This is a genomic window from Bacillus sp. FSL W7-1582 (assembly GCF_038593325.1).
Classification (GTDB): domain Bacteria; phylum Bacillota; class Bacilli; order Bacillales; family Bacillaceae; genus Bacillus; species Bacillus altitudinis.
Map to the genome: position 1 here is coordinate 2,077,917 of NZ_CP151987.1, position 21,956 is coordinate 2,099,872.

At 40.8% G+C, this 21,956-nt stretch carries 25 protein-coding genes; 1 reads left to right on the forward strand and 24 read right to left on the reverse strand.

Annotated features, from left to right (window positions below; all coding sequences use genetic code 11):
• Window positions 1–40 precede the first annotated feature (40 nt).
• From NSQ11_RS10595 to NSQ11_RS10625, 7 genes are all read right to left on the reverse strand, one after another.
• Window positions 41–766 carry a hypothetical protein gene (locus NSQ11_RS10595; RefSeq protein WP_007500961.1) on the reverse strand — a complete coding sequence of 242 codons (726 nt, stop codon included), beginning with the start codon at window positions 764–766 and terminating at the stop codon, window positions 41–43.
• An 18-nt stretch (window positions 767–784) separates the two neighbouring features.
• Window positions 785–988: a DUF2768 domain-containing protein gene (locus NSQ11_RS10600; RefSeq protein WP_008344530.1), complete on the reverse strand. Its 204-nt coding sequence runs from the start codon at window positions 986–988 to the stop codon at window positions 785–787.
• 266 nt (window positions 989–1,254) lie between these two features.
• A complete protein-coding gene (locus NSQ11_RS10605; RefSeq protein WP_048003160.1) occupies window positions 1,255–2,292 on the reverse strand; it encodes an NAD(P)H-dependent glycerol-3-phosphate dehydrogenase in 1,038 nt (345 codons plus the stop codon).
• A gap of 14 nt (window positions 2,293–2,306) precedes the next feature.
• The gene (gene der / locus NSQ11_RS10610) at window positions 2,307–3,617 is read right to left on the reverse strand and encodes a ribosome biogenesis GTPase Der (RefSeq protein WP_008344528.1); all 1,311 of its coding nucleotides are present in this window, start codon (window positions 3,615–3,617) and stop codon (window positions 2,307–2,309) included.
• A gap of 159 nt (window positions 3,618–3,776) precedes the next feature.
• Window positions 3,777–3,971, reverse strand: coding sequence for a hypothetical protein (locus NSQ11_RS10615; RefSeq protein WP_008344527.1), 195 nt, complete (start codon window positions 3,969–3,971; stop codon window positions 3,777–3,779).
• A gap of 6 nt (window positions 3,972–3,977) precedes the next feature.
• On the reverse strand, window positions 3,978–4,862 hold the full coding sequence (locus NSQ11_RS10620; protein WP_007500964.1) for a YIEGIA family protein: 885 nt from the start codon (window positions 4,860–4,862) through the stop codon (window positions 3,978–3,980).
• Entirely contained in the window at window positions 4,859–5,401 is a 543-nt protein-coding gene (locus NSQ11_RS10625) for a hypothetical protein (protein ID WP_017359763.1), read from the reverse strand. The genes NSQ11_RS10620 and NSQ11_RS10625 overlap by 4 nt, the downstream gene beginning before the upstream one ends.
• Before the next feature lie 178 nt (window positions 5,402–5,579).
• Between NSQ11_RS10625 and NSQ11_RS10630 the strand changes: the two genes are divergently transcribed.
• Window positions 5,580–5,711 (forward strand): YpzI family protein, encoded by a 132-nt coding sequence (locus tag NSQ11_RS10630; RefSeq protein WP_008344525.1) that lies wholly within the window; start codon window positions 5,580–5,582, stop codon window positions 5,709–5,711.
• A gap of 173 nt (window positions 5,712–5,884) precedes the next feature.
• Here the strand turns inward: NSQ11_RS10630 and fni are convergent, their stop codons facing one another.
• The 17 genes from fni to NSQ11_RS10715 form a co-directional block, all read right to left on the reverse strand.
• Window positions 5,885–6,952: a type 2 isopentenyl-diphosphate Delta-isomerase gene (gene fni, locus NSQ11_RS10635; protein ID WP_008344521.1), complete on the reverse strand. Its 1,068-nt coding sequence runs from the start codon at window positions 6,950–6,952 to the stop codon at window positions 5,885–5,887.
• 14 nt (window positions 6,953–6,966) lie between these two features.
• Window positions 6,967–8,118 (reverse strand): 30S ribosomal protein S1, encoded by a 1,152-nt coding sequence (gene rpsA / locus NSQ11_RS10640; RefSeq protein WP_008344519.1) that lies wholly within the window; start codon window positions 8,116–8,118, stop codon window positions 6,967–6,969.
• A gap of 223 nt (window positions 8,119–8,341) precedes the next feature.
• Window positions 8,342–9,019: a (d)CMP kinase gene (cmk, locus tag NSQ11_RS10645; RefSeq protein ID WP_007500974.1), complete on the reverse strand. Its 678-nt coding sequence runs from the start codon at window positions 9,017–9,019 to the stop codon at window positions 8,342–8,344.
• 71 nt (window positions 9,020–9,090) lie between these two features.
• Window positions 9,091–9,273 carry a YpfB family protein gene (locus NSQ11_RS10650; RefSeq protein WP_008344514.1) on the reverse strand — a complete coding sequence of 61 codons (183 nt, stop codon included), beginning with the start codon at window positions 9,271–9,273 and terminating at the stop codon, window positions 9,091–9,093.
• Between the two features lie 63 nt (window positions 9,274–9,336).
• Window positions 9,337–9,984, reverse strand: a complete 648-nt coding sequence (locus NSQ11_RS10655; RefSeq protein WP_007500975.1) for a flagellar brake domain-containing protein — start codon at window positions 9,982–9,984, stop codon at window positions 9,337–9,339.
• Window positions 9,985–10,086: 102 nt separating this feature from the next.
• Window positions 10,087–11,436, reverse strand: a complete 1,350-nt coding sequence (ypeB, locus tag NSQ11_RS10660; RefSeq protein ID WP_008344510.1) for a germination protein YpeB — start codon at window positions 11,434–11,436, stop codon at window positions 10,087–10,089.
• A 16-nt stretch (window positions 11,437–11,452) separates the two neighbouring features.
• Window positions 11,453–12,373, reverse strand: a complete 921-nt coding sequence (gene sleB / locus NSQ11_RS10665) for a spore cortex-lytic enzyme (protein WP_045034327.1) — start codon at window positions 12,371–12,373, stop codon at window positions 11,453–11,455.
• A gap of 132 nt (window positions 12,374–12,505) precedes the next feature.
• Window positions 12,506–13,162, reverse strand: a complete 657-nt coding sequence (gene prsW, locus NSQ11_RS10670) for a glutamic-type intramembrane protease PrsW (RefSeq protein WP_008344507.1) — start codon at window positions 13,160–13,162, stop codon at window positions 12,506–12,508.
• Between the two features lie 155 nt (window positions 13,163–13,317).
• Complete coding sequence (locus NSQ11_RS10675; RefSeq protein WP_017367512.1) at window positions 13,318–14,289, reverse strand: YpdA family putative bacillithiol disulfide reductase; 972 nt, start codon at window positions 14,287–14,289, stop codon at window positions 13,318–13,320.
• 124 nt (window positions 14,290–14,413) lie between these two features.
• On the reverse strand, window positions 14,414–15,688 hold the full coding sequence (locus NSQ11_RS10680; RefSeq protein ID WP_007500982.1) for a Glu/Leu/Phe/Val dehydrogenase: 1,275 nt from the start codon (window positions 15,686–15,688) through the stop codon (window positions 14,414–14,416).
• Window positions 15,689–15,884: 196 nt separating this feature from the next.
• A complete protein-coding gene (locus NSQ11_RS10685; protein WP_007500984.1) occupies window positions 15,885–16,463 on the reverse strand; it encodes a genetic competence negative regulator in 579 nt (192 codons plus the stop codon).
• 164 nt (window positions 16,464–16,627) lie between these two features.
• Entirely contained in the window at window positions 16,628–17,416 is a 789-nt protein-coding gene (locus tag NSQ11_RS10690; protein ID WP_017367513.1) for a metallophosphoesterase, read from the reverse strand.
• A gap of 87 nt (window positions 17,417–17,503) precedes the next feature.
• Entirely contained in the window at window positions 17,504–17,956 is a 453-nt protein-coding gene (locus NSQ11_RS10695) for a DUF2663 family protein (protein ID WP_007500988.1), read from the reverse strand.
• 64 nt (window positions 17,957–18,020) lie between these two features.
• On the reverse strand, window positions 18,021–18,785 hold the full coding sequence (locus tag NSQ11_RS10700; RefSeq protein ID WP_108611144.1) for a LysM peptidoglycan-binding domain-containing protein: 765 nt from the start codon (window positions 18,783–18,785) through the stop codon (window positions 18,021–18,023).
• Window positions 18,730–19,371, reverse strand: coding sequence for a CPBP family intramembrane glutamic endopeptidase (locus tag NSQ11_RS10705; RefSeq protein ID WP_108611145.1), 642 nt, complete (start codon window positions 19,369–19,371; stop codon window positions 18,730–18,732). Before NSQ11_RS10705 ends, NSQ11_RS10700 begins: the two co-directional genes overlap by 56 nt.
• Complete coding sequence (locus NSQ11_RS10710) at window positions 19,368–20,876, reverse strand: ATP-dependent DNA helicase RecQ (RefSeq protein ID WP_048003166.1); 1,509 nt, start codon at window positions 20,874–20,876, stop codon at window positions 19,368–19,370. The genes NSQ11_RS10705 and NSQ11_RS10710 overlap by 4 nt, the downstream gene beginning before the upstream one ends.
• Entirely contained in the window at window positions 20,869–21,921 is a 1,053-nt protein-coding gene (locus NSQ11_RS10715) for a helix-turn-helix domain-containing protein (RefSeq protein WP_056704678.1), read from the reverse strand. Before NSQ11_RS10715 ends, NSQ11_RS10710 begins: the two co-directional genes overlap by 8 nt.
• Window positions 21,922–21,956 lie beyond the last annotated feature (35 nt).

Here is a 21,956-nt window from a genome sequence, read left to right on the forward strand (position 1 = left end):
TCTCCTCATTTATATGCAGAGGAGAAAGGTTCATTCTTGTTTATGACGTCTTTTTTTCTAAAAAAGCCGGCTCACCTTTTTTGTTGATCGTATATGGAACAGAAAACGCTGGTACAAACGGGGTTTCCTGCCAATAGACATCTTGAATATTTTCACCTGGTTTCAGCTTTTGTTTCGTATTTTTCAAAATCTGGGCAAAATCACTGCGATAGTCAACATAGATTTCGCCATTTGAGGAAATCAGTAATGGAAGGGATTCCCCCGTGACAGGGCTCGTCACTGTAGGCGGTGCTTTTAACCCTAGTTTTTTTTCATTTAACGTATATAAATCTTTGGATACTACTTTGCCATATGGCGGATATGTATGTTCATCTTGATATATTTTGATCCTTAGACGTAATTCACTGATCGTTTGCGTCATTTTGACATCAAGCAGTTTCACCGTTGGGTTTTGTTCGACGTCTGTGAGGACATAGATATATTCGCCCCCGCCTTCAAAAGATGTCGACGGTACATCGTGTAAATATCTTGGTGACAGACGCTTAAAGTCAATGACATACTTCTGATAAATCGGTGTGTCGCCTTCTTTTGTTTCAATGGGCAAAAGGCCATTTGTCGCTTTTTGAAAATCTTCAATCGCTGTCTGCACACTTTGCAGCTGCTCTTTATATGGCACGCGGTTTTCAGCTTTGCGATTCTCTGGATAGAGGCACCCCGTAAGTAAAATAAGTGTTAACAGCATGACACTGATTTTTGCTTTGATCATCACATTCTTCCTTTTTCTTTATTCATTGACCGGCCCGCTAAATACAACTAAAAACACAATGATACCTGATATGAGCATTAAGCTGTACGCGACAGTTGAGGCTGTTATTTTCAGAAACCGGCTCTTCAGCTTAAACCTACTCAGATAAATGGTTACAACGGCTAAAAACATGAGCCCCATTGAACCAAGTGCAAACCACATCTTGATTAAAGCAAAACTCATCGTGCCTGTCCCCCTCTAATACAAACGAATTGTAAGCGTTTATATTTCATTCTAAACCAAAATTAAGTAAAATATCAATCATTTTTCCAATCATTCAGAAAAAAGTGCATAAAAAAACTGAAGCAAAGAGGGGGACTCTGCTTCAGTCATTAGGTCGACTATTTTTCCTCATTCTGTAGAGGCAAAGCTCTATTCAAACTTCATTGTTATGTTATGCAAGTCTGCCCCTTCTTGCATCCTCTACACGCCTAAGTTCAGTCTTCCAATTACTTTGTTTGGTTTTCGAACATGTTCACAAGGTCTTCCATCTCATGTGTTTTCACACGTGCCATTAAGGATTCTACAGCATCGTCAACCTTTTTCCCTTCAAATAGGACGCCGTAAAGAGCCTCCGTAATCGGCATGCTGACCTTGTATTCTTTGGAGAGCTGATAAGCGCCTTTTGTTGTGCGGACGCCTTCGACAACCATCCCCATTTTTTCAAGCACTTCTTCGAGCTTATATCCTTTACCGAGTAAATTCCCGCAGCGCCAGTTACGTGAATGAACACTTGTACATGTGACAATCAAATCTCCAACACCTGTTAACCCGGCAAACGTAAGAGGGTTTCCTCCCATTTTTGTGCCGAGGCGGGCGATTTCAGCAAGCCCCCTTGTGATGAGCGCTGCTTTCGCATTATCGCCATATCCGAGTCCGTCTGTGATTCCTGCCGCAAGAGCGATGATGTTTTTCAGCGCCCCGCCAATTTCCACACCAATCACATCAGGGTTTGTGTACACTCTGAAGTTGTTGTTCATAAACAAATCTTGAACAAATTGAGCCGCTTCAATATGTTCTGATGAAACTGTAACAGTTGTCGGATGACGCAAGCCAACTTCTTCAGCGTGACTTGGTCCTGACAGGACAACAACTGCTTCTCTTTTTGCTTTTGGGACTTCTTGTTCAATCATTTGAGAAATTCTAAGAAGCGTATCTGGTTCAATTCCTTTACTGACATGAACAAATGGCACCTTTGACGTAATGAACTCATTTGCCTGTTTCAATACCTCTCGAATAGCCTTTGTTGGCACAGCGACAATAATCGCATCTGTCCCTTCTAGTGCCTGTTTCATATCTGTTGTCGCTTGAATAGACGCTGGCAATGCAACATTAGGCAAGTAATCATGATTTTCATGTTTCTCATTGATTTGATCAATTAATTCTTGTCTATGTCCCCACATGTGTACATCATGATGATTATCAGCTAATACAAGCGCAAGAGCTGTTCCCCAGCTCCCTGCTCCAAGTACTGAAATTTTCTTCATCCTGCTCACCCTTTTTATTTTCTCGCTCTCGCAAATATTTTAATTGGTGTTCCTTCAAAACCAAATGCATCTCGAATTCGGTTTTCTAGGAAACGCTCATAAGAAAAGTGCATAAGTTCTGGATCATTTACAAACACAACAAAGGACGGCGGTTTGATCGCCACTTGTGTTGCATAGTAAATTTTCAGACGCTGTCCGTTATGGGTCGGCGTTGGGTTCATTGCTACGGCATCCATGATAATATCGTTTAGAATGTTCGTTTGAACGCGCATCGCATGATTTTCACTAGCGGTAATGATTGTTGGCATTAACGTGTGAATTCTCTTTTTCGTAAGAGCAGACATGAATAAGACAGGTGCATAATCAAGGAATTGAAAATGCTCACGAATGTTTTGCTCAAATTCCTTCATTGTACGCTCGTCTTTTTCAACAGCATCCCACTTGTTCACAATGATCACAACGGCTTTACCCGCTTCGTGTGCGTAGCCGGCAATACGTTTATCCTGTTCAATAATGCCTTCTTCACCATCAAGAACAACAGCGACAACATCCGATCGATCAATGGCTTTCAACGCACGGAGTACACTGTATTTCTCTGTTGTTTCATATACTTTCCCTTTTTTTCTCATACCTGCTGTGTCGACAATGACAAAGTCACGTTGGTTGTACGTAAACATTGTATCTACAGCATCTCTTGTTGTACCAGCGATGTTGCTGACAATGACACGTTCTTCACCGAGCATCGCATTCACCAAAGAGGATTTCCCTACATTTGGGCGGCCGATTAAGCAGAACTGTACCACTTCTTCATCATACTGTGTATCTGGTAAGTTTTTGAAATGCTCTGCGACAGCATCAAGCAGATCACCTAGACCGAGTCCGTGCGTTCCAGAAATCGGATACGGTTCACCAAATCCAAGTGCATAAAAGTCATACACGTCGCTTCTCATTTCAGGGTTGTCCAATTTATTGACAGCAAGTACGACAGGTTTTTTCGTGCGATATAAAATTTTTGCGACTTCTTCATCCGCAGATGTGACGCCATCTCTTCCATTGACCATAAAGATAATAACATCCGCTTCATCCATTGCGATTTCAGCCTGATGGCGAATTTGCGCCAAAAACGGCTCATCTCCAATATCAATTCCACCAGTATCTATTAAATTAAAGTCATAATTTAACCATTCAGCAGAGCTATAGATTCGATCTCTTGTTACACCAGGTGTGTCTTCTACAATCGATATTCTTTCGCCTGCGATTCGATTAAAAATTGTAGATTTTCCAACGTTGGGCCTTCCAACAATGGCTACGACAGGTTTACCCATAGTACCCTTCCTTTCAATCCAGCCGCGATTCAATATGTTCATCATCATGTTTCAACCGGGATTTATAATTTTCATTCAGTTTTATGAAATAAACCCTTCAAACATGAAGGGTTCAACTTATATATTATATCAATTTTTAATCAGACCACAATGAATAACTTAAAAATGTTTGACGATCAAATAAAGATCTTCTCCAATGCCGTGTGCAATTCCATCTAAAATGGCCTCTAAATTCATGGCATACATGTCGAGCTCTTCTTTATTTTCACAGAAAAAAACGGCTGTTCCGCCAATGACCCGCTCTTTATTTGTTGTCGCCACAGCCAATATAAATTGTTCAATGGTGTTCGCCATGCCCTATTACCTCACTTTCTTTTTAATGAAATCTGTCGGCATTCTAATAGCATTTTCTAAAATAGGCACCTCTTCTAATACACGGACAGCTAAATCTTCACGCTGCCATTGCGGTAAAATGAATACGCCAAGTGTGCCATTATTCAGATCACGTTTTGCGAGCGGACAAAGCGATGGTTCACCAGAATCTCGGTATACACCAAGCACGTTGGATAAATCAAATAAGATAGCCTGCCGCTGCCCAAGGTTTGCGATGGTTGTGGCCGAGTTAAAATTCTTCGGAGTCAAGATGAACCCCATTCCATGCTCTAAAATCAATTTTTGCTTTTCAGGCAGCCCGATATTCATAATGTAAATATCATTTACGTAAAGTCCTGCGCCGTCAAAGCGAAGTTCCCCTTTTTGAATATTCACGATATCCTTTAATTGGCTCCCTGACATTAATAGTTTTGCCATGAAAAAACAAAGAATACCGACCACTGTCCCCACGACGAGCGAGAAGAAAATACAGGCGGTCGTTGTAATAAGGGCAGTAAGAATGGCAATATAATTTCGACTTTCAAAGGCAATCGCAATGCCTTCGATATATGTACTGCCTCGTGAGACAAGCTCATACGAATCCATTTGGGTCAATGTATTTCTTTCCATATTACGCACATCACGAAATTGCGTGGCTGCAAGCGTCAGAAAGGTAATAGCAGTGAATTCTTCCTGGATCAGTGCAGGCATAATAATAGCACCAAGCCCTGATGCGATAAAACCAAGCGCAATGTGAATCACTTGTCCATGAATATATGTGGGATATTGCCGATAATCAGTTCTTAGCATATAAAGCCTAGCCGCCATCCCAAAGATGACACCAATAATCACAGGAAACGTGTAATCCGTCATGTTGATTTTGCAGCCCCTTTTACTGGTTTTCTAGATGAACGGGTGTTCAAGAGTTTTTCAAGCTGACCTACACCTAATAGAAAGACAGCTCCTTGAACAGCCATGGAAAGAAACGAGAGATCTCCTATGACAATGGAAGATGTGAGGCGATGAATCGTAAGCGCATAAAGGGCTTCCCCCAGACATATAGCCATCATCCATAAAGTGATCCGTTCCGTTAACTGATGCCCATATGTTAAACACATCAAGATCAGCAAGGCAAATACAACCCAGTCCACCTTTATTATCGTGAACCAAACTGGATCATATAATGCAAAAATCATAAAAAAGGCATACGCACTGACCATGGAACCTAATTGCATGATTCGCATGATTCGATGAGCAGGCCGAAAGATCACGAATGACATGCAAGCATATAAAAAGGTCATCAAAAATCCTGCATTGATCCTAATGTCTAAAATAGAAACCATGACATGACTGCATATAATATGAATGAGAACACATACGCCTAGCACATTGCGCCACGTGCTTTTCTCCATGATAAATGTCACCATAATCCAAACGAACCATATTGACCAATAATAGTACAATGCCTCCAACCCTCATCACCTCAATTACATTATGGGAAAATTTCCAGTTTTTAAACGTATGAGAAGGTGCGAGATTTGCATGAAATAAACAAGAGGTGACACCCTAATAGTTGAGGAGGGATGTATAATGGGTAAGGATAGACAGGAAAAACGCCTAAAGGCGTCAAGAAGAGTTGAATCTGACCGCGATCAATCCATTCATCACAAAGGGGCAACAACTTTAGAAGGCCCGGAAGACGCTCGCAAAAGAAATCAATAAAAAAAGACATGTGATCACCACATGTCTCAGCGTGCAAACAAACCCTCGCATTCAATGTCAGCCTGCGCATTGGTGCTCATGAATGTAAAATTCGCTCCGCAAAAAGCAGCTGTCTTTCATAGACAAAAAAGTTTTCTTTCACACTGAAAAGAAGACAAAGGGCTAAATTTCATTTAGTCCTTTGTCTTCTTATTTCTTAAACTATAGTACGTAGTATCCACGCCTCTTTCTTTCAGCCAATGACTTGTTTCCCCTGTAAGCACAATTGGAGCTTGCCGTAGCTCCTCAATTGTCTTCATGCCAAGTACTGTCATCAACATCTTCACATCATCTTGTAGATCAATGATATCAGAGATAAGGCCCTTTTCTCCTCCACTCGTCAGGGATTTTAAGAAAAAGCCGGCTAATCCAGCGGCAGACGCACCAAGAGCAATTGATTTTGTCACATCAAGTGCATCTTGAATGCCTCCAGAAGCTAGGACGGTTTGATCTGGAAAGGCTGTATGTACTTCAGCCAGACTCGCTGCAGTTGGAATTCCCCACTGGTCAAAATAGCGAAGTGCTTTTTGACGGCGCAGGTTCTCGATTTTAGAAAAATTCGTTCCCCCAAATCCGCCTACATCAACAGCAGCAACTCCAGCATCAAATAATTTCTTTGCTGTTTCCTTATTCATCCCAAATCCAACTTCTTTGACAACAACAGGTACCTCAATTGATTCAGTGATGGCTGCGATCCGTTCAACAGCACCTCTGAAATCACGATCTCCTTCAGGCATGACGATCTCTTGAATCACGTTTAAGTGAATTTGGAGCATGTTTGCCTCCAGCATGTCAACGGCATCCCGCGCTTGCTGAATTGTCGCCTCACTGCCTAAATTGGCAAAAACGAGTCCATCCGGATTCACCTTTCGAACCACTTCATACGTACGACGTTCGTCTGCATCTTTCAGTGCAGCCATTTGTGATCCGACTGCTACTGGAATATTGGTTTCCTTCGCTGCGATAGATAAAGAGCGATTAATCTCATAGGTCGATTCTCCGCCTCCACCAGTCATTGCATTGATAAAAATTGGCGAACCGAAAGTCAGTCCGCCAATTGTCGTATGTGTATCAATTTGTGATGTCGCAAGATCTGGTAAACTGGCGTGAACGAAGGAAACATCTTGTAAACCTGTTGCTGCATGCTGGCCAGTCGACAAAGCATGCTCAATATGCTGTTTCTTTCTTTCTGCTCGCGTCAATTTTGATCACCAAATTATTTTAGTTTATTGAGTTTATCACCAATCAGGTCACCAAGCTGGAATCCGCTTGTATTTTCTTCTTTCGCCTGATATTGACGGTAATCCTCTTCAATTTGTTTTTCAGGATTCTCTTCTAATTCACGAATGCTAAGTGAAATGCGCTCTTCATCTTCATTGACATCAAGCACTTTCACTTTCACAGTCTGCCCTTCTTCAAGGACTTCTTGAGGAGTACCAATATGTTTGTGTGAAATTTGGGAAATATGCACAAGTCCTTCTACACCTGGCAGAATTTCAACAAATGCACCAAAGCTCACAAGACGTTGAACGGTTCCTTCAAGAACATCACCTTGTTTTACCTTTTCACCAATTTGGCTCCAAGGTCCTGGTAATGTTTCTTTAATAGATAGTGAGATACGTTCGTTATCGCGGTCAACAGCAAGAACTTTGACTTTTACTTCCTGTCCTTCTTCAACAACGTCAGATGGCTTTTCGACATGCGCATGGGATAGTTGAGAAATGTGAACTAATCCATCAATGCCGCCAATGTCAACAAATGCACCAAAGTCAGTCAGGCGCTGCACTTTTCCATCAATCACACTGCCTACTGCAAGCTTTTGCAGGAAGTCTTGCTTCTTGTCTAATTGTTCTTGCTCAACGACTGCACGATGCGATAGAATCACGCGGTTTTTTTCGCGGTCAAGCTCTACCACAACAAGCGAGAGTGTTTTTCCTTTGTAGTCAGTGAAGTCTTCTACATAGTGTGCCTCAACAAGAGACGCAGGAATAAATCCGCGAACACCAATGTCGACCACTAGACCACCTTTGACAACGTCTTTTACTTCTGCTTCAAATACTTCTTTTGTTTCAAACTTTTTCTCTAGGTCTTCCCAAGCGCGGTCTGCATCAACAGCACGTTTCGATAAAATCAAAGCATCGTCTTCGACCTTTGTTACTTTAAGCTCTAACTCGTCGCCATCTTTCACGACATCTGATGCTTTTTCAACGTGAAGACTTGATAATTCACTGATTGGGATGATCCCAGGTTGTTTCACATTGACGATATCTACATTGACATGCTTGTCCTCAACTTTAGAAACAATCCCTTTCACTACATCTCCAACCTCTGGTACCTGAACATCGATTTGATTCATTTCCTCTGTCATTTCGATAACCTCCTTGGTCCAAACCTACACAGCTTAGTTAAAACGACTGGGTGAATATGTGTCCTTAGCATGATGATTGCCAGCCGAATATGTATTATAGAAACATTCAAATCAACAGAATTGCTTGAATGATCAATAAAAATAGTATTAGTATAAACTTCTAATAAAAGACCTTGTTTGTCAAGAGATAAACCTCTAACTTATAAAAGTTTTCTAAAATTTCTTACTGTTTTTCTACACGCTCTGCTGCATCTAAAATTTTACCTGCAACCTCTTGAATAGAAAGAGAAGTCGTGTCAATTTCAATGGCATCATCTGCTTTCTTCAGCGGTGATACCTCCCGCTCAGAATCAAGCTTGTCACGTCTTGCAATTTCTTCGATCAGTTGATCGTAATTGACATCGTAGCCTTTTTTCTGATTTTCTTCAAAACGGCGTTTTGCTCTTTCCTCTACTGACGCAAGCAAGAAAATTTTCACTTCTGCATCTGGAAGAACATGCGTGCCGATGTCTCTTCCATCCATGACGACACCGCCTCGGTTCCCCAGCTCTTGCTGCCTGCGGACCATTTCTTCCCTAACAGCTCGATGCTTTGCAACAACAGAGACTTGATTGCTCACACGGTCTGTTCTGATGTCTTCTGTGACATCAATCGTGTCTAGATGTACTTTTTGACCTTCGTCAGTTGACACAAGTTCAATGACTGTCTTTTTCAATAAAGCATCAAGTGCCTGTTCGTCTTCAAGGTCTACGCCTTGATTGAGTGCCGCAAGTGTAATTGCGCGGTACATCGCACCTGTATCGATATAAATATATGATTTTTTCGCTGCGACAATTTTTGCCACAGTGCTTTTTCCTGCTGCAGCAGGACCGTCAATTGCGATAGATAATTTCTTTTTCATAATACCTCTCCTTGATTGAATCTCCCTTATGAATTGTAACACGATCACCGCTCAAACGGGGGAATTTTCTATCAATCCTTTTGCTTAAATGTCTCAATCCAATCTTCAATGCTCATGTTATTTACACCCTCGTATTGTACGACTTTTGACAAAAATAGTTCTCCTTTCGTCAAGTGAAGGGTGACCTGAACCGCCAAAAGCAGAATGAGCTGAATGAGCACTGCTTTGAATAGCCATCTTTCCATTGTTTTCATACAAAAAGCCTCCAACGCTAGATTCTTTCTCTCTAGTATGGAAGCTTTTGACAACCTTTATTCTTATACTTTTTTCACACGTGTTAGAAGCTGCTGCTGGAAGCAGTACTTCATGATGTGCTGCTGGTGGTCGTTTGTGATTTCAGTAAATTCCATGATCGCTCTTGTTTTCCCGGTCTGTTCATCTTGATAAACGCGATTCATTTCTGCAATCGCTTTAATTTTCACTGGTTCTTTCAGTGAAAGTTCAAACTCTGTGACGACCTCGCCATATTCTTTTAGTGAGACACCTTCTGGAACAGCAATTGCTACACCGCCAGCACTCATATTGACAATAAATGTGTCGAAGGTTTCTTCACCATTTTGCGTAATGGACGCTTTCACCATCGTATCCACTCGAAGATATTCTCTTCGCTGAAGCCGAATCATTTCTTCTTTTGGCGGAATAGAAACGACAATCATCGGGATATCTTCTTTTCTTTTCCCAATGACTTTGCTTGTACATTTGTATGGAATTTGATTTTCATCGAAAAAGAAGACGGTGATTTCTGTTTCTTGATTTAAATAGATCGTGCGCCCCGTTTCTTTATCAGCTGGATAATTAATGCAAATATCATCGTTATTATTTTCCAAAACTTTCGATTTTGCAGTTTTCACTTCTTTGTTCTCATTGACATACTCAATTGTGATTGCATCCCCTATTTGTAACATTCCTCATCACTCTTTTCATCTGTGAAATCGTATCCTCTCTTATATTAAACCATGTATAAAACAAAAGGAAAAGGCTTATTCGCCTTTTCCTCGCTTCCTTTTCTATAGGTCTTTATATATAGGTTCTGCATTTTTTAGCTTATCTACTCTTTCTTCTTTTCCAGTATCTGCATTAATAAACATTCGGTATGTGTCGTTTTTAATGGTTCCTAAAAACTCATAGCAGAGAACTTCCTCTGACATATCATTTTGAACAAGAGCTACATGTGTATCCTCAATCTTCACATGTTTATTTAAGGTCTTTTCAGCTTCTTTTCGAGAAATCTTTGGTGCTTTTATGTCACGTTTTCTGTGATTCATTAAATAGTCTTTCGCTGAGAATCCCACAACCTCTCCATCATCTAAAGCGACTTTCATTCGAATGCTATCTGGATAAAGCAATACGTTATTCTGTAAAGGGACATAGGTAAATACGCCGATATTATCAAATTGCGCACTCTCATCTAAATGAAATGATTCAGTATCGAATCCATGCTTCTTTAAGAAACTTAGTGCTTTTTCTGAGGCATCATTTAAACTGATTTTTTGTTTTTTCACTTCACGGTTCTGAAGAAGATAGACAGGATGGCCGCCTTTTTCAGTCAAGTCTAAATAAAAGTTTGCCCGGTTGTCTGGGTCAGACATTGACAGGCTGTAAACATCACGGTTCGTTTTACTCCCACTTTTTCTCACCTTAAAATCTTTGTTATGGTCAGGCGCAAATTGCTGGGCGATACGGATCGCTTCTTTTTTTGAAATCTTTTGCCCTTTTAAGTGATTGTAGCCTTGCGTTTCTGATTCAGTTGACACATTTGTAGGGCCAAGATCAACATCTGCAAACGCATCAGCATTTCTCTCAACGGTTTTTAATCCGTCAATGATGGTGTTGTCGTTTTTTCGATCTCCATCAGCCAGTGCCATTTCAACATCCATCCATTTTAAATTTTTGTTGAGTACGAGATGCTGCACTTGTCTAAGTTCGTTTTGAATATCTGCCGCTTGATCATATAAAGTGGTAATGGTTTTGTGTGTATCTTTGTTTAATGGTTCATCTGATAAAGATTTAAGTGACGATTTATAGCTAAAGTCACCGACATTCGCTAGAAACTCTTCTGTTTTGTTAAAAGGCATCAATGTGAGCGGAAGCTGACTGACATTGTTATGCGCTTCTGATGACATTCTCCATACATCTGCCAGTGCTGGAGATATAGATGTTTGGCTATTCATCGCAAGTGTTGCGCCAAGTTTATCGTGCAGCTGATCGACTTGATACGTTAAATCATGGAAGGCTCTTTGATAGTTGTTCTCTGCATGAAGCAGTACTGCATCTTTTTCTTGATGCTCTTTATAGCCCCAGTATCCTGTTGAGATGACAGCAATTCCTAAAATAGCAATCAATATTCCTCTGATCATTTATTTACACCTCTTTTTATTCACAGAAAATATGTTTCCCGATTCGTTTAATTTGTGGTCTTCCCCAAATCCATGGGCTTGTTGCTGTATCAGGATTAAAGTAATAAACGGCGCTTTCAGATGGGTCCCAGCCATTAATGGCATCAAATACTGCCTTTTTAGCGGTTTCATTTGGCGCCATATAAAATTGTCCATCTGCTACAGCAGTAAACGCAAGCGGTTCAAAAATGACACCAGCAATCGTGTTTGGAAAAGTCGGGTTGTTTAAACGGTTTAAGATGACGGCTGCGATCGCTACCTGTCCTTCATAAGGTTCACCTCTCGCTTCACTATACACAGCTTGTGAAAGAAGCTGAATGTCATTGCTTGAAAAACCACCTGGCATGTTGGCTGCTGTTTGTTTCGGCGTTTGATTTGCTTGACCATTTCCTGACTGGTTTCCAGACTTCCCAGACGAGCTGTTTCCTCCGCTTTGACTTTTTTGATTCTCTTTTGCACCTTGTGCTGTCTTTTTTTGCGTGTTTCTTTGCGCAGGAGCCTTTGTTTGCTGATCAAGAGGTTTCCCGCCGTAGTGCGTAAACTGGTTCCCTTTTTGCAACTGCTGTTGCACAAACTCTTTATAGTATTTCGTCTTTTGAACTAATAGGCTTTTTGTTTTTTCCCCTACGAGTCCATCGACTTTCTTTACACCAAACTGGCTTTGAAAATTGCGCACGGCCCAGTAAGTTCCCCAGCCATACACACCGTCTATTTTTCCATTGTAAAAACCATTGTATTGGAGCCTTGCCTGGAGCTCGACGACATCTTCTCCTGTAGCTCCCCGCTGAATCACTTGATTTGTGAAAGCTTCACTTTTTTCAGCTGTCATCAATGAAGACGCGAGCAGAACAATTGAGAAGATAAGGACGATTTGTTTCATGAAACGAGCTTTGTCCATATTTAATCCTCCTGTACTTTTGATGTTTGAATATATGTTTCTTCCGATCCCTATTTTTATACATTCATCACAGGAGGGAATTGGATGGAAAAGACAAAAAACGCCCTAAAGACGTATAGGACGTTTTCCAATTTAAATTTGTACCATCTTCACCGCACGGGCTTTTTTGGCTTTCCGCAGACCAAACCACCATAAAAAAATCATGAACGGTAACATGATATATCCCCAATTTTTCATGCCAAGAAGAATGAAATCATATAAGCCATGAAAAAGGATAGGAAGTATTAAAGAGAGAATCAGCCATTTTCGCTGCTCTTTTTTATCAGAGAAACGAGCTTTACCTATATAAAACCCCATCACCACACCAAATAAAGCGTGGCTTGATACAGGCAGCAAGGCACGTGTAAACGCGTACTCTACCCCATGACCAACTAAGTACAGAATATTTTCAAGTGTCGCAAATCCAAGCGAGACACTTGTTCCATAGACAATCCCGTCATAGTGTTCATCAAACTGTACGTGCGCATAGACACTGACCATTAAAATAAACCACTTTAATGATTCTTCTAAAAAACCCGATGTCACAAATGAAATCACGATAGGATTCGTGGCGATATTTTCCTCTTGGAGGACATACTGAATAAACATGGTTGGAAACACAAGTATGACACCTAGCATAAAAGATCTGATGACCATATGAACCGGCTCATTGTCGTATTGATCTTTCAAATAAAAATAACTTAAAAGTGCGATGCCGGGAGCTAAACCTGCTGAAATGATTGCGATCATAATCAGACCTCTTTCCCTACATTATCCTTTATTATCGTACCACGAATCACCCCTTTTTTATATGACTCGAGCCCATTTTCCCAAAAATAATCTTCTATATAATCCCAATTTACATAAAAAAGAACTGAATCCCTTAGAAGGACCCAGTTCTTTTTTTACCCGTTGATTCTTTTGTTGATTTCTTCTGCAATCAACCCGCCATGAAATCTTCCATTTTCAATGAAAATTTCGTTGGCGTTGTTACCAGCTGCAATAACCCCTGCAATGAAAATACCTTCTACATTTGTTTCCATTGTTTGTTCATCAAATGCTGGGCGGCCTGATTCTGGATCGATTGTTACACCCATTTTTTCTAAAAATGAATGATCAGGATGATAACCTGTCATCGCAAACACATAATCACTTTTCACTCGATCTGTTTGGCCCTGCTGGTTTGTAAAGACAACATCCTGTTCTGTGATTTCCTTCACCTCTGCACCAAACTCCATTCGAATGGTGCCATTTCGAACAAGCGCTTCAAACTCTGGTAAAATCCAAGGTTTGATGCTGGATGAATATTCAGTTCCTCTATATAAAACCGTCACCCTGCTTCCGCATTTCACAAGTTCTAGGGCAGCATCAACACTAGAGTTCTTCCCGCCGATCACCGTCACATCTTTATCAAAGTAGGGGTGTCCTTCTTTAAAATAATGATACACATGAGGAAGGTCTTCCCCTTTTACATTCATATAGTTAGGATGATCATAGTAGCCAGTCGCAATCACAACATAGTCACATGTATAGTCGTCTTTTGATGTATTTACCGTAAAACGGCCATCTTTTTTCGTCACAGCGTTTACCTTTTCAAAAGCATTCACACGAAGGCTTTTTCGTCTGACCACCTCTCGGTAATAGGAAAGCGCCTGAATACGAACGGGTTTCCGATTTTCAGTGATAAAAGCGACGTCACCGATCTCAAGCTTTTCACTTGTACTGAAGAAGGTTTGGTGTGTAGGGTAATGATAAATACTGTTGACCACATTGCCCTTTTCAATCACAAGTGCATCAATCCCAATTTGCTTGAATGCAATGGCAGCTGATAGACCGCACGGGCCTCCTCCTATTATGATCGCTTTTTCTTGTTTCATTTGTTCCACTCCTGTCGTTTCACTGCAATAACAATTGCTGGGCTGTTTGATTCTTTGCATGATTCCATAAAAAAATCTCCTATTTAAGGATAGGAGATTTTAAGGCGCGATGCAAATAAGTCGCTTAAATCCAGCCTCTGAATCGAGAAGCTTCAGCCATTTTACGTACACCGACCATATATGCTGCTAGTCGCATATCAATACGGCGGTTTTGCGCCATTTCATAAATATTATTAAATGATTTCACCATCATATCTTCTAAACGAGTTTCCACTTCTTCTTCTGTCCAGTAGAACCCTTGGTTATTCTGAACCCATTCAAAGTAAGAAACAGTCACTCCACCCGCACTTGCAAGTACGTCTGGAACAAGCAGTACACCACGATCTGAAAGAATTTTTGTCCCTTCCAATGTCGTTGGTCCATTTGCTGCTTCTACGACAATTTTGGCCTTAATGTTTGCCGCATTATCTTCTGTAATTTGGTTTTCAATGGCTGCAGGTACTAAGATATCACAATCTAGCTCAAGCAGCTCTTGGTTTGTAATTGTATCATTAAATAATTTAGTGACGGTTCCAAAGCTGTCACGTCGGTCAAGCAAGTAGTCAATATCGAGACCATCTTCATCATACAAACCGCCGTAAGCATCTGAAATTCCTACGATTTTCGCTCCGGCATCATACATAAATTTAGCCAAGTAACTTCCTGCATTTCCGAATCCCTGAACGACAACACGAGCCCCATTGATGTCAATTCCTTTTTTCTTCGCCGCTTCTTTGATACAGATCGTTACACCTTTTGCCGTTGCAGTATCACGTCCATGTGAGCCTCCAAGAACAATTGGTTTTCCTGTAATAAATCCTGGCGAGTTAAATTCATCAATTCTAGAATACTCATCCATCATCCATGCCATGATTTGAGAGTTTGTAAACACATCTGGTGCTGGAACATCTTTTGTTGGTCCAACGATTTGGCTAATTGCGCGAACATAGCCGCGGCTTAGTTTTTCAAGCTCCCTAAATGACATTTCTCTTGGATCACAGATAATACCGCCTTTTCCTCCGCCATAAGGAAGATCCACAATACCACATTTTAAACTCATCCAAATTGAAAGCGCTTTTACTTCTTTTTCAGTAACGTTCGGGTGGAATCGAATTCCGCCTTTTGTTGGACCGACAGCATCATTATGCTGCGCACGATAACCAGTGAAAATTTTCACCGATCCATCATCCATACGTACTGGAATTTTGACCGTTAATAGGCGAATTGGCTCCTTCAGCAATTCATACACTTCTTGCGGATAGCCCAATTTATCAAGCGCTTTATGTATGACGGTTTGAGTTGACTTTAAAACATCTAGCTTATCTTCTGCGTTATGAGCGGCGTTTTGATCGGCTGCCATTAAAATAAACCCCCTAGAAATCTTTCATGATCTACTGCTCCCTTTCAAGCAATAGTATACACCTTCGTACTGGTAAAGCAAAGGTAAAAAGCGTTTTTTATCAAAATAAAATATCAGCGTTTATAAATATAAAAATGGATATAAAAAAATACTGTTGTTTCATCACAACAGTATTAAATATAATAGAAAAAAGTGATTAAAAATACAGTTGAATCGTTTTCACTGCATCTTCCTGCATGATCACTTTTCCGTATTCTTTTAACCGGTGAATGGTTAATGTCGTCGGAGAACCGAACTCCGCTAAAATAGAAATGACTGTATCTGCAGACAGTTCTTCGAAATCATCTAGGCTGAGAAAATATTGACCTTCATAGTGGTAAACTGTACCCCCTAAAAGTCCAATACGACTTAAACTATGGGACAGTTGAATCACATCTTCAAACGAGGCAAATTGATAGAGCACATGCTTGCTCTCGTCGAGCTTGACTTGCATCTCAATGTAATCTTCATCAAACTCATCATCAGCATCTTCCTGCTGACTCTTTGTCACAATGACGACCATCCCCTGCGCCTGAAGAGAAAATACTTCAACAGCAATCGGTCCATTCGCTTCAAAACCGAGCTCCTGATTCGCTTCGTTCATCATGTCTTTAAACAGCTGATGAACTTTGAACGAATCTTTCCAAAGGTCTTCTTTCGTAAGACCTCGGTCTGTCAGATCATCTAGTGTGAGAAAAATTTTGATTTTATTATAATTCAGACGCTCTAGCCGCATAACGTTCCCTCCTGCCTCTTCTAACACACATCATACTGTAGTATATGAGATGATGAGTCATAGGTTCTTAATTTTGTATTCAGTTTACACTGTGTCAAGACGGAAGACAAGCATGAAGCTATGCTTACGGTGACTTTTATGGAAAATATTGATGGGGCATCAACTTAGCGCGTTTTTAGCGGCATTAAATAGATCAGATGGGTTTCTGGTTCTGCTCCAAGACGCATCGGAATCTTTGTTGTTCCGTAACCATTACTAATCAGAAAGAAAGCACCTTTGACTTGGCCTGTTCTTCCTTTTTCATACGGACCAAATTTCCCAATACGAATTTGACCCCCATGGGTATGACCGCTCAAAACAAGATCAATTCCCTCTTCTTCACTCATCAAGTGATGCACATCTGGGTTGTGTGATAAAAGGATATTCACGTCTTCTTTGACAAACTCCGGCCGTATCGCTTCATAATCTGCTTTTTCAAGCCGGATATCATCGATTCCGCCTATTTTAATGGGCTGTCCTTCAAAATTCCACACAGCCGTCTCATTTTGCAATGTCGTCACCTGATAGGTATGGAGGATGTCTTTGAGTTTTTGCTGATGCAGCTCATGGTCGTTATTCCCCCACACAAAATACACCGGGGCAATCCTTGCTAAACGTTTCACATTTTCTTCAACTCTAGCATAAGGGACTCCCTTTTCAGCTAAGTCCCCGCCGATCATAATGACATCAGGCTGCTGCTCTTTTACTTCCGCTAATAAAGTATCACTAATTAGACGGCGATGGGTATCAGAAATAAAGAAAATGACTGCAGGTCGATCTGACTGAAGTCCTTCTATTGTAAAGTAATGCTTTTTGATGTTGTTTTGTTTTGCCGTTTTCACCATTTTCGCTGTTACACACACACCTGTTGTCACAGCCGCTATGGCAGCAGTAAATCCGATGGCATATTTCATTATGAATGACTCCCTTGTATCAGCTTTCTTTTATAAGACGCTTGAATGAAAAAAGACGTTTCAACTGTTTAAACGTCTTTTGCTCATTTATTTACTTTCATAATAGAGATTGATATCATATTGCGTCTGCATGAAGTGGAAAACGGCCTCGCGCTCTTTCCATTGATTTGATTGAGGCCATAAATCTGTGCTTTTCTGTATAATTTCACATCTGAGCTTATGATATTCATCCTCAGCCTTTTCTTCTTTTTTCTTATAATAATACGATGCGTAAAAAGCAAACACTTCAGCCATGATCCAAAACAGAAACACCTCATGGCCAAGCAATGTGGCAATCATCGCTTCCGGCTGCAGGGAGCCCCCGCTATTAGCTGTTATCACAAAATAAAACAGAAGAATCGCAAGTGATAAAAGGGCTGTCCATTGCCACCTTTTGCATTGTTTTGCAAACCCCTCGTATTTGCGCTTCCTTTTGATCAATGTTTCAATCATTTTCTGTGTCGGCTGATCCATATAGCGGCTGATTGCGTGCAATGTCATCACATACACCCTTGTCCCTTTTTTCTACATATGTATGTGCTTTTCGATTCATTCATGTCAAATATTAATTTTCTAATGGGATATTCAATACTTGTCCGCTGTACACGCTATTTCCTTTTAAATGATTGTAAGCTCGAATTTTCTCTTCCCCTGATCGGTTTTGATAATACTTCATGGAAATTCGATACAAGTTTTCCTCTGGCCCAACAGTATGCTGCACGACACGAACAGGCTTTTCTTCCTGCTTCTTCTTCTCTTCTGCTTCTTTTCGCTTTTTTTCTTCCTGCTGTTTTTGAAGAGCGAGCTGTTGCTGCTCACGCTTTTTTGCAGCTTCGGCCTTTTCACGCTCAGCCTTCTCTTTAGCGGCTTGTTCTTTTTTCTTTTGCTCTGCTTTTTCTTTTGAACGCTGCTTTTCTTTACCAGCATCTTTCTTTTTCTTCTCATCATCAGACGCATCCGCTTTGTCAGCGCTTGAATCATTTTTTGTGTCAACAAGTGCTGACGGGACTGGATCTGTGTCAGCACTCGATGTTTTATCAATATAAACACCTTGATTGTTGTTATCATTAATTTCCTTTGATGTGTAATAAATCAACAGGAAGAAAACCGTGACGACAATAATAGGAAAGATAATAGCCAGTGTCGTAAACAATGGATTACGCACTTTTTTGGTTCGCTGCTTTTTATATTCATGAAAATCTTCTCGTGTAGGAAAGTGAGAGTCATCTGAAGGATGCACTTTTTCTTCTTCAAGATTTTCCTCTACATCCTCATCATGGATGTTTGTCAGCTGCTGCTTTTTTCTCTTCATTCTCGACATTTCTTCCATGTTCATCCCTCCCCCAATATTTAAAACGAATTTGACATGCAAAGACTAGGTCAATGACAAAGTGTGTCATGACAGGAACGAATAAATTTCCTGTCCACTCGTATAAAAGTCCTAAAAAAATACTAATAGAAACCACAAGGATAAACAAGAGTATTTTTGACAAGTAGCGAAAGTGAAGAAGTGCAAACACAATGCTTGCAATCTCTAGTCCAAATTGCTGCTGAACGATCCCGCGAAATAAAATTTCTTCTGAAAAGGCAATGAGCAGCGTTAACCAAACAATATGCGGGATGCTGCGGTTTTTGAACATTTTTTCATTTAATCCGCCATCATCATACATATGAGCTGGAAACACCTTCATGACAATAGCGTCGAGAATAATCACAAGCAAAGCGCCGCCAATTCCGTAAGTCAGGATACGCATATCTCGGATCTGCCATAGGGCTGTAAAATCAGTCCAATGATTAAACATAAACATCCCTAGTAAAAAAGAGACAATCAGCATGAGCAGCTGTGTAAAATACAACTGTTCTACTACTTGTCGATCGGTTAATTTTTCAATAATACGGCGATGTTGTTCAATCAATGCTGCGCCTCTTTTGTCAGATGAAATAGACGATCCAGCTCGGTCTTCCAGTGTTTCATTTCATTCAGCTCCAATGGTTGATCTTTTTTTTCGTAATCAGACAGGTCAAGTCCGCATGAAGAGCAGCAGTTCCCAAAGGATGCGTCCTCCGTTAGATCAAGCTGCTCATCAAAGTATGATAACAGAGATTGCCTAAAGCAGCGATGGCCAGTGATATGCTCTTTAAACTGCCACACTTTTTTTAGCTTTTCTGTTTGTCTATCCTGCAGCTTTTCTTTCAGCTTCTTCATGAGTAAACGGGGCTGTTCAGTTTGGTACATCGTGTAATAATGCGAGAGCATTCGCGCGCGCGTCTCCTGAAGCCCTGCTTCCATCAATTGTTCACGTAATTTCTTTTCATCATTGATCGGCATTTGTGATACTCGAGCTAAGAAAAAATCAATTTCCGGGTCATCAAAACCTTCTGCTTGAATCAAATGACTTTGAATATCCGCATCCTCTTCTGTATATAAAAGAACGCTCACACTATTTTTCCTGTCCCGTCCAGCTCTTCCAATTTCTTGCATAAATGCTTCAATTGACTGAGGCGGACTCATATGAATCACAAAGCGTATATTTGCTTTATCAATTCCCATTCCAAAAGCACTTGTACAGCAAATGAGATCAATTTGACCGCTGATAAATTGCTGCTGGATCAGCATGCGGTCCCCTGACTCCATACCCCCATGATAAAACTCTACACGTTGACGCGTTTTTTGTTTCACCAAACGTGAGATATCTTCTGTCATTTGCCGGGTCGGACAATAAATCAGCCCAGGCCCTTGAAGGGTTTCCACAAGCTCAAGTGCTCGTTTCTCTTTTGCTTCTTTCGTTTCATGCGCCTCTTTTAATAGTGCAATATTCGGCCGGTTAACTGAATGAATATGAACATCTGGATGCTCTAGCCGCAACGTTTGCACAGTATCTTTTAAGGTTTGTTTCGTCGCAGTTGCCGTTAGTGCTAAGGCGACAGGATTGCCGAGCGCTTCTCTCCATTCTCCAAGCTTGGAGTATTCCGGGCGGAAATCATGTCCCCATTCCGATATACAGTGAGCTTCATCTACAACGAATAGACCCACATGCATCGCTTTGAGCTGCTCTAACAATACCTCTGACATAAGCGCCTCAGGTGCGACAAATAAAAATTTATATGATGGCAAATGCCGAATAATATGTCTTCTTTCTTGAAAAGACAGTGTACTGTTAAGCGCAGCTACTCGCTTTTCACCGCGCATTTTCATGCGTTCCACTTGATCTTCCATGAGTGATAAAAGAGGTGAAATGATCAGCACTAACCCGTCTGTCAAATAGCCCGGAATTTGATAACAAAGTGACTTCCCGCCACCAGTAGGAAGCATGGCAACCGTATCTTTTTGTTGAAGTACACTTCGAATAATGTCCTCCTGACCTGTTTTGAAGGCATCATAACCAAAGTATCGCATCAGCGTCTGATGAAGCTTATCCATTTGCTTTCACCATCCTTGTCAATGCCAATCGTATTTGAAAATAAGTAAATGAATGCTCGAGACTTTCTTTGATCAGCTTCATCTTGTTGGTTTGGAGCTGACCGGCTACCTCATGTATCGCCTTTTGAGCTTCACTACTGACATATGGTTCAATCGAGAAGCTCGGCTCATGTATTGAGAGCTCCACAATATGATCTTCAATTGTCGCTTTTTTTAATGAACGAATATGAGCAATTTGATCAATACTGAACCCTTTTTGTACAAGCTCAAGCGTTTTATGGGTAGAGGTGGTCAGCACACGTTTGAATTGAAGATCATCTATCATTCGCTGGATGATCGGTGCCTCACCTTTTTGCGCACATTGAATAAAATAATGGAGCACATTCCAAAAAAGCAAGTAAACATACCATACATCTTCTTTCATCCATTCCGCCATTTGCTGGTACGTCCGTCCGATTCTTTCATTGGAAGTCAATGAATACACAAAAAGCAGTGCCTCTTGATCAGTTAAATGAGCAAGAAGTGTTTCAAGCTCATGATGGATATCTTCAGAAAGCTTTTTCTTCTGGTGATATTGCGAGAAGAAGGATTTTGTCCAGTTTTGAACCGATATATCTCTTTGAATCGGCACATAGTGTTGTGACCCCGCTGCATGATGTGAAAGGACCTGCACAAGTAAAGACAGTCTCATCCATAACACCTTTGCTTTATCATGATACTTGGCACCATTAAAATAAACTGGCATCGGTTTTTCAGTGAAACACTGCCTGAGCATACTTATTCCTGCATCTGTGGCGATGAATGTATCCCCTGTCTTTCTGATGAAGTGCTGCTCTTTTAGCCTTTGTACAGAGCGGTTCAACTGATCCCTCGTAAAAGCTGGATAGCAGCCGAAGTAGCTAGAAAGCTGAAACAAACTTGCATCCTGTATCGTTTGTGATGATTTTTTTCCTTTAAAAAGATGGTAGACAGCACTAATGGAGCGTTCGCCGTTCAATTTATGTACGCTGTCCATCAACATGACATCCAAGTAATGAATCGTCATTGACCAAAGCACCTGTCTTCCTGACAAAATTCGAA